Origin of the sequence: Bacillus sp. EKM501B, from assembly GCF_011800505.1 — a bacterium.
Taxonomy (GTDB): Bacteria; Bacillota; Bacilli; order Bacillales; family Bacillaceae_G; genus Bacillus_A; species Bacillus_A cereus.
Genome location: NZ_JAALFZ010000002.1, coordinates 263,990 through 279,107, shown reverse-complemented (window position 1 = coordinate 279,107; position 15,118 = coordinate 263,990). Strand labels below are relative to the sequence as shown.

Sequence of the window (15,118 nt, the reverse complement as noted above, 5' to 3'; positions counted from 1 at the left end):
GATTCTTATTTTGTATCACGAAAATCTTTATGTATGTGAATAAGTAAAGTTTGAGCATAAGGAGGAAATCGTGTGAGTCTTTCCATGCAATTAGAAGTAAAACGTGACGTCCTATGTGTGAGACTAGAGGGTGAATTAGATCATCATACGGCTGAAGAGTTGCGAACGAAAGTAACAGATATGATTGAGACACATGGTGTTCATCATATTGTTTTGAGCCTAGAGAACTTATCTTTTATGGATAGTTCTGGTCTAGGTGTTATATTAGGCCGATATAAACACGTAAAGGGATTAGGTGGAGAAATGGTTGTTTGTGCAATTTCACCGCCTGTTAAGCGTTTATTTGAAATGTCGGGCTTATTCAAAATCGTTCGCTTAGAAGAAAGTGAAGCGCACGCGCTCGCGACGTTGGGGGTGGCATAGATGAGAAATGAAATGAACCTTCAATTTTCAGCATTAAGTCAAAATGAATCGTTCGCTCGCGTTACAGTAGCGGCTTTCATTGCACAACTAGATCCAACGATGGAAGAATTAACGGAGATTAAAACAGTTGTGTCAGAAGCGGTTACAAATGCAATTATTCATGGATACGAAGGAAATGCAGAAGGTATTGTTTATATTTCTGTAATTTTGGAAGAAGCAATGGTGAAACTCACGATTCGAGATGAAGGGATTGGAATCTTTAACTTAGATGAAGCGAGACAACCCCTTTTTACAACTAAACCTGAATTAGAGCGTTCCGGAATGGGATTTACTATCATGGAAAATTTTATGGATGAAGTAGAAGTTATTTCAAACGAATCTTTCGGGACAACAATCCATTTGACAAAATACTTATCAAATAGTAACGCTCTATGCAATTAAGGAGAATAGCCTATGGACATAGAGGTCAAAAATGAGAAGAAGAAACCTCAGTTAAAGGACCACGAGCTAAAAGCGTTAATTCAAAAAAGTCAAGATGGAGATCAACAAGCGAGAGATACAATCGTTCAAAGTAATATGCGCCTCGTTTGGTCGGTTGTACAGCGGTTTCTTAATCGAGGATACGAACCAGACGACCTATTTCAAATTGGATGTATTGGGCTCTTGAAATCGGTAGATAAATTTGATTTATCTTTCGACGTGAAATTTTCAACATATGCAGTTCCAATGATTATTGGTGAAATACAACGTTTCTTACGTGATGATGGATCAGTGAAAGTTAGTAGGTCTTTAAAAGAAACAGGAAACAAAATTCGAAAGATGAGAGATGAGCTTTCGAAAGAATTCGGAAGGGCTCCAACGATTAATGAAGTGGCAGAGGCACTAGAACTAACGCCAGAGGAAGTTGTTCTAGCACAAGAAGCGAGCCGGGCCCCTTCGTCTATACATGAAACTGTATATGAAAACGATGGAGATCCAATCACTATTTTAGATCAAATTGCAGATCAATCTGAAACGAAATGGTTCGATAAAATTGCTTTAAAAGAAGCGATTAGAGAACTAGATGAACGAGAGCGCTTAATTGTATACTTGCGTTACTATAAAGATCAAACACAGTCAGAAGTAGCAGAGCGCATAGGCATTTCGCAAGTACAAGTTTCAAGACTTGAAAAGAAAATATTAAAACAGATGAAAGATCGAATAGACGAATAATTGTCTATTCGATTTTTTTATGCCGTTAATAGGAGAGAGATGTTAATTTTCGCAAAAATTAACAGAATTTATTGATAATTTAGTCAATTTAAAATATAATCCAAGTATGAACTTGTCATAAAGGGGGAAGGAAACATGGAAACGAGGCAACAATGGGGAACGAGAGCTGGATTTATTTTTGCAGCGGTCGGATCTGCCGTTGGATTAGGAAACATATGGCGTTTTCCTTATACAGCGTATGAAAATGGAGGAGGAGCATTCTTTTTACCGTACTTATTTGCATTATTAACGACTGGTATTTCATTGTTAGCGTTTGAGTTTGCCCTTGGTCATCGTCATCGTGGTTCAGCACCACTTACATTTTTCCGTATTAGCCCGCGTGCCGAATTTATTGGATGGTGGCAAATGTGCGTAACATTTATCGTTTCAACATATTATGCAGTGATTATTGCTTGGTCTATATCGTATACATACTTTGCAATTACTGGAGCATGGGGAAAAGACACGCAATCATTTTTATTTAAAGAGTACTTACATGTTGCAGATAAGCCAGGGCAATTTGGAGGACTTGTACCGGAAGTATTAATTCCATTAGCTCTCGTTTGGATTATTGTGCTTGGCGTTGCATTTAAAGGAGTTAAAAAAGGAATAGAAGTTGTTAACCGTATATTTATTCCTTTATTAGTTGTTATGTTCCTTATTATCGTCGTTCGTGCAGTGACGATGGAAGGTGCTATGCAAGGACTAGATGCATTCTTTAAACCAGATTGGAGTCGTATTTTTGATGGGAAAGTATGGCTTGCTGCTTATGGTCAAATATTCTTTAGTCTATCTTTAGCATTTGGAATTATGATTACGTATTCTAGTTATTTACCGAAAAACTCGGATACAACAAATAATGCCTTTATTACTGGATTTGCCAACTCAGGATTTGAATTATTAGCAGGTATTGGGGTCTTTGCAGCTCTTGGATTTATGGCGAATAATATGGGAGTACCGGTTGATAAAGTAGCAAGTGCTGGCGTTGGGCTTGCGTTCGTAGTATTTCCGCAAATTATTAATGAATTGCCGATGTCACCGTTGTTTGGTGTATTATTTTTCTTATCGTTAACGGTTGCTGGAATCACATCACTTATTTCACTCGCGGAAGTATGTTTTGCCGCTGTATCTGAAAAATTCAGTTTGAGTCGGGAAAAAACCATTGGAATTATGGGAACCCTTCTCGTGTTAGTTTCTCTTGTATTTGCAACACGTGGTGGGCTTATGTTCTTAGATGTTGTCGACTATTTCGCTAATAATTTCGGATTAATTACAATTGCACTTGCGGAAGTAGTGACGATAGGGCTCATTTTACGTCGTTTACCAGTTTATCAAAATCATGCAAACTTTGTATCTGATATTAAATTAGGAACGTTTTGGAGAGTAAGTTTACTCGTTATTACTCCGCTTATGTTAGGGTATATGCTAATTGATGGTACAATCCAAAACATTAAAAAGAATTATGGAGATTATCCGACTGAGTTTGTTGTAACGTATGGTTGGTCGATAGCAGCAGCCTTCCTTATCGTTGCGCTAATTATTAGTCTAAAGAAATGGAATGCACAAATACATTCGGATTCTGCCAAGCTTGAAAAAGAATGGAAAGATCGAGGTGTTTCATAATGAGTGGATCAGCAATTATGATGATGGTTATTGGAATAGTAGTCATTTGGGGAGGGCTTGCATTAAGTATTGCAAACTTATTTAAGAAAAAGGCATAAGTAAAAAACATCTGTACCGAAATGGTGCAGATGTTTTTTTATGAAAAAATTGTATTAGAAAAAAATTCAATAACCATACTACAACTACGAGGAAGAGTGAAGGGGTGAATGAAAGTTGGAACAAACGATTTATATTAAAATGCGCAATCGTTTAAAAGTTTCTCCTACTTATGAAGTAAAGCTGGGCGATGTTGCTCAACTTGCCGGAGATTCTTCCGTAGTTGAGTTGTTACAAAATGAGATAGTTTACAAAATAACAGCGCATGATAAGACGCATGTTGTAATTGATGTTATGAAAGTAATTGAGATTATTCAACAGAAAGCATCTCATCTACAAATTAATTTACTCGGTTCTGGACAAACTCTTGTTGAAATTATATACGAAAAAAAGAAGACACACCCAATTTTTTTCGGGCTTGTATGGCTATTACTTTTCATTGGAGCGGCCCTTGCGATCATTTATTTCCATGAAGATGTAAGTATGCAACAAGTACATCAACGGTTATATTACATGATTACTGGAGAATTTAATGCGCAACCACTTTTATTTCAAATTCCTTATTCTTTAGGTCTTGGTTTAGGGATGGTTTTATTCTTTAATCATGTATTTCAAAAGCGAATTAATGAAGAGCCAAGTCCGCTAGAAGTTGAGATGTTTCAATACCAACAGTCACTTGATCAGTATGTAATCGTTAATGAAAACAAGGATAATATGAAACAACTTACCGATGATTGAGTCTGGATTTGTTATTTTAATTGGTTTAGCTGGAGGGATTGCGGTAGGTAGCGGATATGTCGCATTTTTAGCTGTACTTGGTATAATCCCCCGTTTAGCCCAATTAACGAGAAGTGGAAAGCATATTCAATATTTTGAGTGGGCAGTCATTGCAGGTACTTTAACAGGGGCTTGGTGCAGTTTGAAAAACATTACATTTCAAACGTCGCAATATTGGCTCGTTATATTAGGGATATTTTGTGGCACGTTCATTGGAATGCTTGCTGCGGCATTAACAGAGGTGTTAAATGTTCTACCTATTTTAGCGAAACGAGTAGGGGTAGAGGGGAAGATTATTGTTTTACTCGTTGCTCTTGTACTTGGGAAAGTAATAGGATCGTTGTTTCACTGGATTTATTTCGTAAAGTAGGAGGCAGTATATAAATGACAAGTCAGAAATTGAAGGATGATTACATAAATAAAGTGAAGGAGTATCATCCAAAGCCAAACTATTTACTAAATTGTATCAAAGCATTTCTTGTAGGTGGACTCATTTGCACAGTTGGAGAAGTATTGATGAAATTTTATATACATTATTTTCACTTCAGTGAACAAGAGGCAGGAAACCCAACTGTTGCAACCCTTGTTTTATTATCCGCGATTTTAACAGGGTGTGGTGTATATGATAAAATCGGTCAATTTGCTGGAGCAGGATCAGCGGTACCGGTAACAGGATTTGCAAATTCTATGGCGAGCGCTGCCTTAGAACATAAGAGCGAAGGGGTTGTTCTAGGGATTGCTACAAATATGTTTAAACTGGCAGGAAGTGTGATTGTATTTGGGGTTGTTGGTGCATATATCATTGGGTTAATAAGGTATACCTTTAAAATTTTTATGTCTTAAAGGAGGGGCTAGTATGAGGTTGACCGGAAAACAAACGTGGGTATTTCAAAATGATATATATGTGAATGCAACGGGTACTGCTGTCGGTCCGAAAGAAGCTGAGGGCCCTCTTGGGAAAAAATTTGATATTTCATATGATGACTTGCATTGTGGAGAAGAAAATTGGGAGCTCGCCGAACGAAGATTAATGTCAGACTCAATTCAACAAGCAGTGCAAAAAGGGAATATAAAAACATCGCAAATTGATTTCTTTTTAGCGGGAGATTTATTAAATCAAACAGTGACAGCAAATTATGTTGCGCGTAAGTGGGGCATTCCTTTTTTAGGAATGTTTAGCGCTTGTGCAACGTCTATGGAGACTTTAGCAGTTGGCTCAGCTTTTATAGACGGTGGATTTGCAAATCGTGTCTTAGCTACAGTAAGCAGTCATAATGCAACGGCTGAAAGACAATTTCGCTATCCAACAGAGTACGGTGGGCAAAAACCAGGGACAGCAAATTCAACTGTGACTGGTGCAGGATCTATATTAATTAGCAATGAAAAAAGTGCAATTAAAATTACGTCAGCTACAATCGGAAAAGTGCAAGATTTAGGAATTACAAATCCTTTGGATATGGGGGCAGCGATGGCTCCAGCAGCAGCTCATACAATTCAACAACATTTTGAAGATTTAAGAAGAAGTGCCGATGATTATGATTTGATTGTTACGGGTGATTTATCAGCTGTTGGGACGCCGATTGCGAAACAACTTTTACTTGAGGAAGGTTATGATCTTGGGCATATATACAATGATTGTGGATTGATGATTTATGAATCAAGTCAAGAAGAAGTGTTTGCAGGTGGTAGTGGTTGCGCTTGTTCAGCAGTTGTTACGTATGGCCATTTATTACACGAGATGCAAAAAGGGAATTTACAACGAATTTTTGTCGTTGCGACTGGTGCATTATTAAGCCCGATGATGATGCAACAGAAGGAAACGATTCCAACAATTGCACATGGTGTCGTATTTGAGAGAGTTAAAGGAGAGTGAATTGTGGATTTTATATATGCATTTCTTGTAGGTGGAGCTATTTGTTTAATTGGGCAACTATTGTTAGATTTCGTAAAGTTAACACCAGCTCATTTAATGGCAACTTTTGTAGTCATCGGAGCAATTTTAGATGGATTTGGATTGTACGATAAACTAATAAAATTTGCAGGTGCTGGAGCGACAGTCCCTATTACAAGTTTTGGACATTCACTATTGCACGGAGCAATGCATGCAGCAGAAAAACATGGATATTTAGGAATTGGTATTGGCATGTTTAGTTTAACGTCTGCGGGCATTTCCGCAGCGATATTGTTTTCATTTTTTATAGCACTTATATGTAAACCGAAAGGATAAATCAAATGAGACGAAGGGTTGTTTTGGTCACAGATGGAGATGAATATGCAAAGCGGACAATTGAGCTTTTAACGAAGGAATTTGGGGGAAGGTGTATTTCAGCATCACAAAGTAATCCAACCAAATTGACAGGGAAAAAAGTTGTTGAGCTTATTATGCAAACGCCATATGACCCTGTATTTGTCATGTTTGATGACAGTGGATTTATTGGAGAAGGATCTGGTGAAAAGGCATTAAAATATGTGGCTACCCATAAACAAATTGATGTGCTCGGTATTTTAGCAGTGGCGTCTAATACGCATCATTGGGAATGGGCACGTGTAGATGTAAGTGTAGATCGGAACGGGAATTTAACCGAATATGGTGTTGATAAATTTGGACTTCCAGATGGTGAAATTGGCAGGATTAGTGGAGATACAATATATTGTTTAGACGATTTAAATGTTCCTGTCATTGTTGGAGTTGGTGATATTGGTAAAATGTGCGGAAATGATGAATGGGAGAGAGGGTCACCTATTACAAAGAAAGCAATTCAATTAATTTTGGAAAGGAGTGGTTTTTATGACGAAGCCTAAAAAAGTGGATATCCCTATATCAACTTTCATAAGTGACAATGAAAATTATTTAAAGCAGACAGTTGGACTAGGCGTTACATACGATGTTGGCATTCGTAAATTTCAAATTTTGAATAAAGAAATTGGTGTGTTATTTGTAAACGGACTTTGTGATACAAATTATATTATCCCTATTTTAGAAGAAGCGGTGGATACAAATGAGATAAGGGATGTAGAAGAAGATACAGTGAAGCTTTTAGAGAATCGCTTAATCCATCAACAAGTAAGTAAAGTGAAAACGATGGATGAGGTAATGCTCCAAGTATTATCAGGACTCATCGTGATATTTGTGGAAGGTGAAACGGAAGCGTTCGCGATCGATGTTCGTAGTTATCCAGGGCGAACACCGACAGAACCAGATACCGAAAAGGTAGTACGAGGTGCGAGGGATGGATTTGTTGAAAATATCGTTGTAAATACAGCGTTAATTCGTAGGAGAATTCGAGATCCACGTCTTCGAAATGAAATGGTTCGAGTAGGAGATAGATCGCAAACGGATATTTGTATTACATACGTTCAAGATGTTGCAAATCCAGATTTAGTAAAGATTATAAAACAAGAATTAAATAACATCGATGTAGATGGAATTACGATGGCGGATAAAACAGTAGAAGAATTTGTTGTAAAGCAAAGCTATAACCCATTCCCACTTATTCGATATACAGAAAGGCCAGATGTAGCAGCAAATCATCTACTAGAAGGACATGTGTTAGTACTTGTTGACACATCGCCAAGTGCTATGATTACACCGACAACATATTTTCATCATTTACAGCACGCGGAAGAGTTTAGACAAAATCCAGCTGTCGGTACATTTTTACGCTGGGTGCGCTTTTTAGGTGTTATATTCTCGTTATTTTTATTACCATTTTGGTTAGTGTTTGTATTTGATCCAACTCTTTTGCCAGCAAATCTTGCTTTTATTGGACCGACTAAGATGACGCATTTACCAATTTTATTACAGGTGTTAATGGCAGAGGTCGGACTTGAGTTTTTAAGGATGGCAGCCATTCATACTCCAACGCCGTTATCGTCTGCAGCAGGGTTGATTTCCGCTATATTAATTGGTCAAATTGCAATTGATGTAGGTTTGTTTGTGCCAGAAGTAATTTTGTATGTAGCAGTTTCGATGGTTGGTGCATATGCAACACCGAGTTATGAATTAGGATTAGGGAATAAGGTTGGGAAATTGTTTGTTATTATTTTAACAGGTCTCTTCCATGAGATGGGATTTGTAATTGGTATGACGATATTAATTTTATTTTTAACGTCTATAAAAAGTTTACAAACACCTTATTTATGGCCGTTTTTACCATTTGATTGGGGCGCGTTAACAAAAATTTTACTCCGTCCAACGATGTCTAGTTTAAAAGTACGACCAAGTATTGTAAGACCTCAAAATGTAAAAAGACAAAAATAAACGGGATTATACACCCGTTTATTTTTTTTAGCAAAAAATTTATTATTTTTTAACAAAAATCAAACATTTTTTGTGTACACTTAGAGTAGATATTGTGTATGAAAGGGGAAGAGGACATGATTAAATTATTTGTAAGTGATTTAGATGACACGCTCGTTTACGATGTGAATCATATGCAAAAAGAAGATGAACGTGCGCTGTGTTGGTTAGCTGAGAAAGGGACAAATATTTGTTTTGCCTCTGGCCGCTTTACACACAGAATTGATGAAGTTGTAAAAAGGTTTGCATTCCCATATTACACAACTGGCTTAAATGGAGCGACAATGTTACTTCCGGATGGAAATTTATTTCATGAATCGAGTTTTGAAAATGTGGTTGCCCAGGAAATATATCGATATATACATAAAAAAGGACTAGCGGATATTGTTTGTGCAAATGAGCAGCGATATACAAAAAGGAAGAATGAACATCACCATAATTTTGAAGCATATATGGGCGTGCATATCGCTGAAATTGAAGCGTTAGAAGAAGAGTTTGGTAAGACTGTACACCCTGCAAAATTGTTTGTTTTTGGAGAAGAAGAGAAAATTGTGACGTTAGATCAAGAGCTACGAGATACGTTTCAAGGCGAAGCGGAAGTTTTTATATCAGGTAAACGCTATGTTGATATTATGCCAAGAGGCGTGAGTAAGGGGAGTGCTCTAAAGCGACTAATGGATCATTTGCAAATTGAAGCAAATGAAGTTGCTTGTATTGGAGATTCTTTCAATGATATTTCTATGTTTGAAGTAACCCCACATTCATTTACTCTTCATCATGCCCATCCATATGTAAAGGAGAAAGCAAATCATATAGTGCGTTCGGTTGAAGAGGCTGTTATGAAATTACCGTTACTTGTATAAAAAAGAAGCCCGTCATTGGCGGGCTTCTTTTTTACTTGAATAAAGATTTAACAAAATCAATGATACTTGAGAAGAAATCTTTCACTTTATCTAGAAAACTTTGCCCTTCTTCAGATCCTAAAAAGGCAGAAACATGTTCTTTTGCTTTGTTTAATTGACTACCAACTTGATTCCAATCGATATTAAGATTTTTCATTTTATCAAATAACGATACTAAGTTATCTAACTGTTCATCTGTTAATGTAATGCCGAGTTGATCAGCAATTTTTTTAATTAATGAACGTAAATCTTCTGTTGTTTTTGGCTGTTCTTTTGCAATTTCTTCTTTAATTTTTGCAACAAGTTGAACTGCTTTTTCTTCACCAATTTTATCACCAAGCTGGGCTGTTTGTACCATTTCTTCATTCGCTACTTTTTTAACTTCTTCAGGAATTTGTTTATTGGACGCAGTTTCGTATGCTTTCATTAATCCAGTTAAAGCTGCAGTTCCTGAAACTTTAAAAGGTGCAGTAATTTGAATTTCTGCATCTTTTACACCTGCTGTAATCAAAGCGTTAGTGTACATTGCATCTGTTACCCAGTTAATGTTCTTTGATCGTACAATAAGACCAGATCCTGGTTTTGTGTATGTAATCATAGAAGAAGAAATTGCTCTCGTACCAATTTGTGCTTTTGGAACAATGCCTTCTAGAAATTTATGTTCTTCCGCATTAGATACAGTGATAATTGTAGCATCTTTTGGTGCTTTCATTTCTTTTAACAGATCTTGTTTTTGTTGTTCGGATAAGTTCTCTCCTAATGTAACAATTGATTCTCCCTCGATGATGTCTGCAAATGAAGCTGTTGGCATCATAAATACCGTTACAGCTAATAGCAGAGCTAATAATTTCGTTTTCACGAAAAATCGCTCCCTTTCTCTTTCTAAAATTTTCGGGCAACAAAGTTATTATAGTATATATTTCTTATTTGTCACCTAGCTTTTTCCACATTTCAAAAAAGAAGTATCTAGATTGTCGGATTCTTTTTGTTTCTAGTCATGAATGTGGTAATATAGTGCTGAGATAATTGAAAGGAGACATATACGCATGAAAACTTTAGGATACATATTAATGGAAAACGGTGAAAAAATCGACTTGGAATTTTTCCCAGAAGAAGCACCGAAAACAGTAGAAAACTTTAAAAAATTAGCAGAGCAAGGATTTTATGATGGTGTGACATTCCACCGTGTTATTCCTGGCTTCGTAAGCCAAGGTGGAGACCCAACAGGTACAGGTGCAGGTGGCCCAGGTTACTCTATTCCATGTGAAACTGATGGAAACCCTCATAGACACCTTGTAGGATCACTTTCTATGGCTCACGCTGGCCGTAACACAGGCGGTAGCCAATTCTTTATCGTTCATGAGCCACAACCGCATTTAGATGGTGTTCATACTGTATTTGGTAAAGCAACAAGCGGTATTGAAACAGTATTAAAAATGCGTCAAGGCGATGTAATGAAAGAAGTTAAAGTTTGGGAAGAATAAGGTAAGGAAAAAGAGAGCTTTTGCTCTCTTTTTTATTTTTAATGAGATTGAGTACTTCTTCTACAGCTCATCATACAAGTAGTATTGTTGCTAAAATATATTGCTTGTGAGAACAAACCTTTAACCAATTACATAGAATACATTACATTATATGTTTCAATAAATATTTTTTGTTATATTAATTTTGCTAGAATTGTGCTGCTTTAGGGTAACTATGAATGAAGTGGTGTTGAATGATATGTTTCTTTCCATTCCATATAAAATTTTCTTTTTTTAACTCTATTTATTAAAGGAATAGTGCTGAAACATAGATTTGACTTTCTTCTTTTCGCTTTGTATGATTATCAAGTTGTTTTAGACTCTTCTCACTCTGTTGAAAATATTGTAAAATGAATGTGATATGAAAAGAGTGATTGAGGGGATTACTAGTTTGTAACTTTTGTAAGAAGGGATAAGGGTTATGTTAATTCGTTTTAAAAAAAGTTATGAAAAAATTGCAATGGGGCTTCTTTCGTTTATGCCAACTGAAAAAGATGTGAAAACATTACAATTGACAATGAAAGAATATGAAGCAAAAGATGATTGGCAATTGTATTTGTGGAAAGAAAATGAAGATTTTGTTGGAATAATGGGGATTGTAAAAAAAGAGAATCAAGTATTAGAAATTCAGCATTTGAGTGTGAACCCGTCTCACCGTCATGTGGGGATTGGGACGAAGATGGTTCAAGAGTTAAAGAGTAAATTTCTTGAGTTTACAATTTGCGGAAATGAGCAAACGGCAAGTTTTTGCGAAAAATGTAAAGGGCTAGAACAAAATATACATTCGTGAAAGCAGAGATAAGTAGTTTATTATCTCTGCTTTCTTTTTTGTAATTGTTCGTTTCGTTCAGTAATGACCTCTGTGCGATCACGCATAGTGTGCTTGTTTATAATATATTCACCTGGGATAGCATTCAAGTCTTTCCAAGAGAGGTTTTGTTTTTGACATAACTCTATGCACTGCTTCTCTAACGATGGATCTGATAAGGGTAAAAATAAAGGTAAAAAACGTTCTTTTTTATGGATAGATTGCAATCTTTCATTGAGCAAGGAAAGAAGTTGTACTTGATTAATTCCTAAACGTTGTAAAGGCACACCGCTTTTTTCTAAAATTGTGATTGCGCTTTTCATCATTTTTGTGGAACCATTCCAATTAGCACGTCTTTGGTGGTATAAAGAAACTGCGATTTGAATGAGACCAACTAAGTAATAATCACGATTACCTCTTGGTTTTGTTTTCCAATACTCTTCTAGTATTTCGTGGCATTCAAAATAGTCATAATCTCCATGGAAATGAATTAAAAATTGTATGTATTCGGTAGGATACATGTTTTCTCGCTCCTATCTAACGGTTATACATATAAGTGTATCATAGAAATATGAACAATAAACGACTAGGAGGTTTCCCCCTAGCCGTTATTGTTCATATTAGCAGAAGCAAGCTGCTCCTACAATAATTAGTAAAATAAACAGTACAACAAGTAATGCGAACCCACCGCTAAAACCACAATCAACGTGACCCATAGTTTTTTGACCTCCTACATTGTTCTTACTACACTGTTATCATATGAAGTGGTGGGCATGATGACATAGGCATCGGTCTATTTTTAATTAAATTTCTTAAAAAGGTTGGATAGAACATGAGTATGCTCTATACTTATGTTGTTATAGAAAAAATGTGGTGGGATGCTTTGTGCAATATAATTTTAAAGTAGAGGCTTTTGAAGGGCCGTTAGATCTATTGTTACATTTAATACATCGTTATGAAATTGATATATATAATATTCCTGTAGCAGATATTACAGAGCAATATTTATCTTATGTGCATACGATGAAAGAACTTCAATTAGATGTTGCAAGTGAGTATTTAGTAATGGCTGCAACGTTATTACAAATTAAAAGTAAGATGTTGTTGCCGAAACATGAAGAAGATGTACTTGATAACGGTGATGATTTTATAGATGATCCTCGTCAAGAATTGATGGAGAGGTTAATTGAATATAAGAAATATAAGCAAGTTGCTACTGAGTTAAAAGAAAGAGAACAAGAAAGAGCACAGCTATATACACGTCCACCAATTGACTTTACATCGTTGCAACAAGAAGAGGAGACAAGCTTACCTCTTGATGTTACGTTATATGATATGCTAGCAGCATTTCAAAAATTAATGCGCCGTAAAAAGGCAAAAAAACCTGTAACAACACGTATTACTCGTCAAGAAATACCAATTGAACAGCGAATGACTGATATTTTAAAGCAGTTAAAAATAAAGGGTGGTCGCCAAAGCTTTTACGATTTGTTTGTTGATGCTGAACGTGAAATAATGGTTGTAACATTTTTAGCAGTTCTGGAACTTATGAAAAATCAACAAATCATAATTGAGCAAGAACATAATTTTGATGAAATTTTCGTATCAAGCTCTAATAAATCTGCATAGAGCAAGTATGTGAAAATGGGATACAAACATTTTATCTCATGCTATGTTTTAATGTATCGTTTGGAACAAGAGAAAAAATATTGAACCGAACGCATTAATTGTGATTCGGTTTTTTGATGTGTATTTTTATGGGAAAATAGAAGGAAGGAGCTCGTGAAATGGATAGGAAAGAACAAAAGTCAATTATTGAAGGCCTTTTATTTGTTTCTGGTGATGAAGGGATTTATCCAGAACAAATAGCAAAAGTTCTTGAAATTGAAATGAATGAAGTAATTAATATTTTAGAAGAAATGCAACAAGAATGTGAAGGTGCAAACCGTGGTTTGCAAATTGTACAGTATGCAAAAGTATATCGTTTTGCTACAAAGAAAGAACATGCTTCATATTATCAAAAATTAATAGATACACCAACAGCTGCTTCACTCTCACAAGCTGCCCTCGAAACTTTAGCGATTGTTGCATATCGCCAACCAATCACAAGGACTGAAATGGAAGAGATTAGAGGAGTTAAAACCGATAAGGCGTTACAAACGTTGGTTTCACATTTACTTATAAAAGAAATGGGAAGAGCAGAAGGACCAGGGCGTCCTATTTTATACGGAACAACAAAAGAATTTTTGGACACATTTGGATTGAAAACATTAGATGATTTACCACTGCTTTCTGAAGAGAATGAACAAATGAATGAAGCAGATTTATTCTTCGGTTCCTTACAAGAGATATCGAAATAAAAGCTTAGCATTTTGCTAAGCTTTTTTTGTATATCAATTATTTACAGTGCCATACTAAATGAAAAAAGGAGACGAGTTATGAGAGGTATGCGGATTATTTTATTATTAGTTTCTGTTTTATTATGTTTTTCTTTAAATAGCGCATCAGCTAAAAGGTATATGATGTCCATTCATACTACGTCTCCTTTACATATGCATCGGCAACATCTTAGTAAAATGAAAGTGAGCTTTTTAAAAGTGGGGCAAGGTGACGCAACACTTATTATAATGCCAAATGGACAAACAATGTTAATTGATGGAGGACCTTATGAAGCAGGAGAGGTTATTATTCAGAAATTAATTGAGAAAGGGATTAATCATTTAGATGTAATTGTCAGTACGCATCCCGATATGGATCACATAGGGGGGTTAATTCCAATTGTAGAGCAAATGCCGGTATCGCTTATATTAGATAGCGGAAAAACATATAGTTCTCTTACTTATCATACGTATCGGAATAATATTAAAAAAAGAGGGATACCTTTCGTTTCAGTAAAGGAAGGACAATATATACCGCTGGATCCACATGTTTCTATACAAGTATTAAACAACGGGAAATCAAAAGATGAAAATAATGAATCCTCAATTGTTTTAAAGGTGCGATATGGAAAAGCGGATTTTTTATTAATGGGTGACGCGGATGTACGGACAGAACATGAAATATTAAAACAATTTGATGTCCATGCAGATGTGTTAAAAGTAGGGCATCACGGCTCATATACTTCAACAAGTGAAACGTTTATAAAAAAAGTGGAACCGCAGTTTGCTATTTTGTCGTACGGGAGTAGTAATCCGTATGGACATCCTCACCAAAGTGTAGTGAAACGCTTAAAAAGGCACGGTATAATGGTATATAGAACGAATAAACGTACAGTAGAAATGGAAACAGATGGTGAACATATTATGTTAGAGTCTAGCGGGTTAATGCCATTATTGAAGTGATTTCTAGATTAGGGGGCGATACTGTCCCTTTTTGGAAAAATGAATAATATATATTATAATTATAAGAGACGTAA

At 35.9% G+C, this 15,118-nt stretch carries 21 protein-coding genes; 18 read left to right on the top strand and 3 right to left on the bottom strand.

Going from position 1 to position 15,118, the window contains the following annotated elements; translation table 11 throughout:
* The first annotated feature begins 72 nt into the window (after positions 1–72).
* From spoIIAA to HFD78_RS06080, 13 genes are all read left to right on the top strand, one after another.
* Positions 73–423: an anti-sigma F factor antagonist gene (gene spoIIAA, locus HFD78_RS06140; protein ID WP_000059135.1), complete on the top strand. Its 351-nt coding sequence runs from the start codon at positions 73–75 to the stop codon at positions 421–423.
* On the top strand, positions 424–864 hold the full coding sequence (gene spoIIAB, locus HFD78_RS06135) for an anti-sigma F factor (RefSeq protein WP_001243398.1): 441 nt from the start codon (positions 424–426) through the stop codon (positions 862–864).
* Positions 865–876: 12 nt separating this feature from the next.
* Positions 877–1,635, top strand: coding sequence for an RNA polymerase sporulation sigma factor SigF (gene sigF / locus HFD78_RS06130; protein WP_000350729.1), 759 nt, complete (start codon positions 877–879; stop codon positions 1,633–1,635).
* Positions 1,636–1,770: 135 nt separating this feature from the next.
* Complete coding sequence (locus HFD78_RS06125) at positions 1,771–3,297, top strand: sodium-dependent transporter (protein WP_000450089.1); 1,527 nt, start codon at positions 1,771–1,773, stop codon at positions 3,295–3,297.
* Positions 3,297–3,395: a methionine/alanine import family NSS transporter small subunit gene (locus tag HFD78_RS06120; protein WP_000016826.1), complete on the top strand. Its 99-nt coding sequence runs from the start codon at positions 3,297–3,299 to the stop codon at positions 3,393–3,395. The genes HFD78_RS06125 and HFD78_RS06120 overlap by 1 nt, the downstream gene beginning before the upstream one ends.
* A gap of 115 nt (positions 3,396–3,510) precedes the next feature.
* On the top strand, positions 3,511–4,131 hold the full coding sequence (locus HFD78_RS06115) for a stage V sporulation protein AA (RefSeq protein ID WP_000438366.1): 621 nt from the start codon (positions 3,511–3,513) through the stop codon (positions 4,129–4,131).
* The gene (gene spoVAB / locus HFD78_RS06110) at positions 4,124–4,540 is read left to right on the top strand and encodes a stage V sporulation protein SpoVAB (RefSeq protein ID WP_000572936.1); all 417 of its coding nucleotides are present in this window, start codon (positions 4,124–4,126) and stop codon (positions 4,538–4,540) included. Before HFD78_RS06115 ends, spoVAB begins: the two co-directional genes overlap by 8 nt.
* A gap of 14 nt (positions 4,541–4,554) precedes the next feature.
* A complete protein-coding gene (gene spoVAC / locus HFD78_RS06105; protein WP_000203810.1) occupies positions 4,555–5,013 on the top strand; it encodes a stage V sporulation protein AC in 459 nt (152 codons plus the stop codon).
* A 13-nt stretch (positions 5,014–5,026) separates the two neighbouring features.
* Positions 5,027–6,043: a stage V sporulation protein AD gene (gene spoVAD / locus HFD78_RS06100; protein ID WP_001241163.1), complete on the top strand. Its 1,017-nt coding sequence runs from the start codon at positions 5,027–5,029 to the stop codon at positions 6,041–6,043.
* A 3-nt stretch (positions 6,044–6,046) separates the two neighbouring features.
* Entirely contained in the window at positions 6,047–6,397 is a 351-nt protein-coding gene (spoVAE, locus tag HFD78_RS06095; RefSeq protein WP_000345904.1) for a stage V sporulation protein AE, read from the top strand.
* Between the two features lie 5 nt (positions 6,398–6,402).
* Positions 6,403–6,972 carry a stage V sporulation protein SpoVABEA gene (gene spoVAEA, locus HFD78_RS06090; protein ID WP_001254415.1) on the top strand — a complete coding sequence of 190 codons (570 nt, stop codon included), beginning with the start codon at positions 6,403–6,405 and terminating at the stop codon, positions 6,970–6,972.
* Positions 6,959–8,431 (top strand): spore germination protein SpoVAF, encoded by a 1,473-nt coding sequence (gene spoVAF, locus HFD78_RS06085; RefSeq protein WP_000165596.1) that lies wholly within the window; start codon positions 6,959–6,961, stop codon positions 8,429–8,431. Before spoVAEA ends, spoVAF begins: the two co-directional genes overlap by 14 nt.
* Before the next feature lie 98 nt (positions 8,432–8,529).
* A complete protein-coding gene (locus HFD78_RS06080) occupies positions 8,530–9,333 on the top strand; it encodes a Cof-type HAD-IIB family hydrolase (protein WP_001987215.1) in 804 nt (267 codons plus the stop codon).
* A 31-nt stretch (positions 9,334–9,364) separates the two neighbouring features.
* Here HFD78_RS06080 and HFD78_RS06075 read toward each other — a convergent pair whose 3' ends face one another.
* Positions 9,365–10,231 (bottom strand): DUF1002 domain-containing protein, encoded by an 867-nt coding sequence (locus HFD78_RS06075; RefSeq protein WP_000850515.1) that lies wholly within the window; start codon positions 10,229–10,231, stop codon positions 9,365–9,367.
* A 187-nt stretch (positions 10,232–10,418) separates the two neighbouring features.
* Here HFD78_RS06075 and HFD78_RS06070 point away from each other — a divergent pair, with 187 nt between their 5' ends.
* A complete protein-coding gene (locus HFD78_RS06070) occupies positions 10,419–10,856 on the top strand; it encodes a peptidylprolyl isomerase (RefSeq protein WP_000853782.1) in 438 nt (145 codons plus the stop codon).
* A 460-nt stretch (positions 10,857–11,316) separates the two neighbouring features.
* A complete protein-coding gene (gene ribT, locus HFD78_RS06065) occupies positions 11,317–11,685 on the top strand; it encodes a GNAT family N-acetyltransferase RibT (RefSeq protein ID WP_000908401.1) in 369 nt (122 codons plus the stop codon).
* Positions 11,686–11,705: 20 nt separating this feature from the next.
* Here ribT and HFD78_RS06060 read toward each other — a convergent pair whose 3' ends face one another.
* The gene (locus tag HFD78_RS06060; RefSeq protein WP_000283606.1) at positions 11,706–12,224 is read right to left on the bottom strand and encodes a DUF309 domain-containing protein; all 519 of its coding nucleotides are present in this window, start codon (positions 12,222–12,224) and stop codon (positions 11,706–11,708) included.
* 99 nt (positions 12,225–12,323) lie between these two features.
* Positions 12,324–12,419, bottom strand: coding sequence for a YjcZ family sporulation protein (locus HFD78_RS06055; protein ID WP_000510194.1), 96 nt, complete (start codon positions 12,417–12,419; stop codon positions 12,324–12,326).
* Between the two features lie 169 nt (positions 12,420–12,588).
* On the opposite strand from HFD78_RS06055, the gene scpA reads away from it, so the two are divergent.
* From scpA to HFD78_RS06040, 3 genes are all read left to right on the top strand, one after another.
* Positions 12,589–13,332 carry a segregation/condensation protein A gene (gene scpA / locus HFD78_RS06050; RefSeq protein ID WP_001199752.1) on the top strand — a complete coding sequence of 248 codons (744 nt, stop codon included), beginning with the start codon at positions 12,589–12,591 and terminating at the stop codon, positions 13,330–13,332.
* Positions 13,333–13,490: 158 nt separating this feature from the next.
* Positions 13,491–14,063 (top strand): segregation/condensation protein ScpB, encoded by a 573-nt coding sequence (scpB, locus tag HFD78_RS06045; RefSeq protein WP_000375170.1) that lies wholly within the window; start codon positions 13,491–13,493, stop codon positions 14,061–14,063.
* Positions 14,064–14,141: 78 nt separating this feature from the next.
* Positions 14,142–15,044: a ComEC/Rec2 family competence protein gene (locus tag HFD78_RS06040; RefSeq protein ID WP_001214829.1), complete on the top strand. Its 903-nt coding sequence runs from the start codon at positions 14,142–14,144 to the stop codon at positions 15,042–15,044.
* Positions 15,045–15,118: the final 74 nt, after the last annotated feature.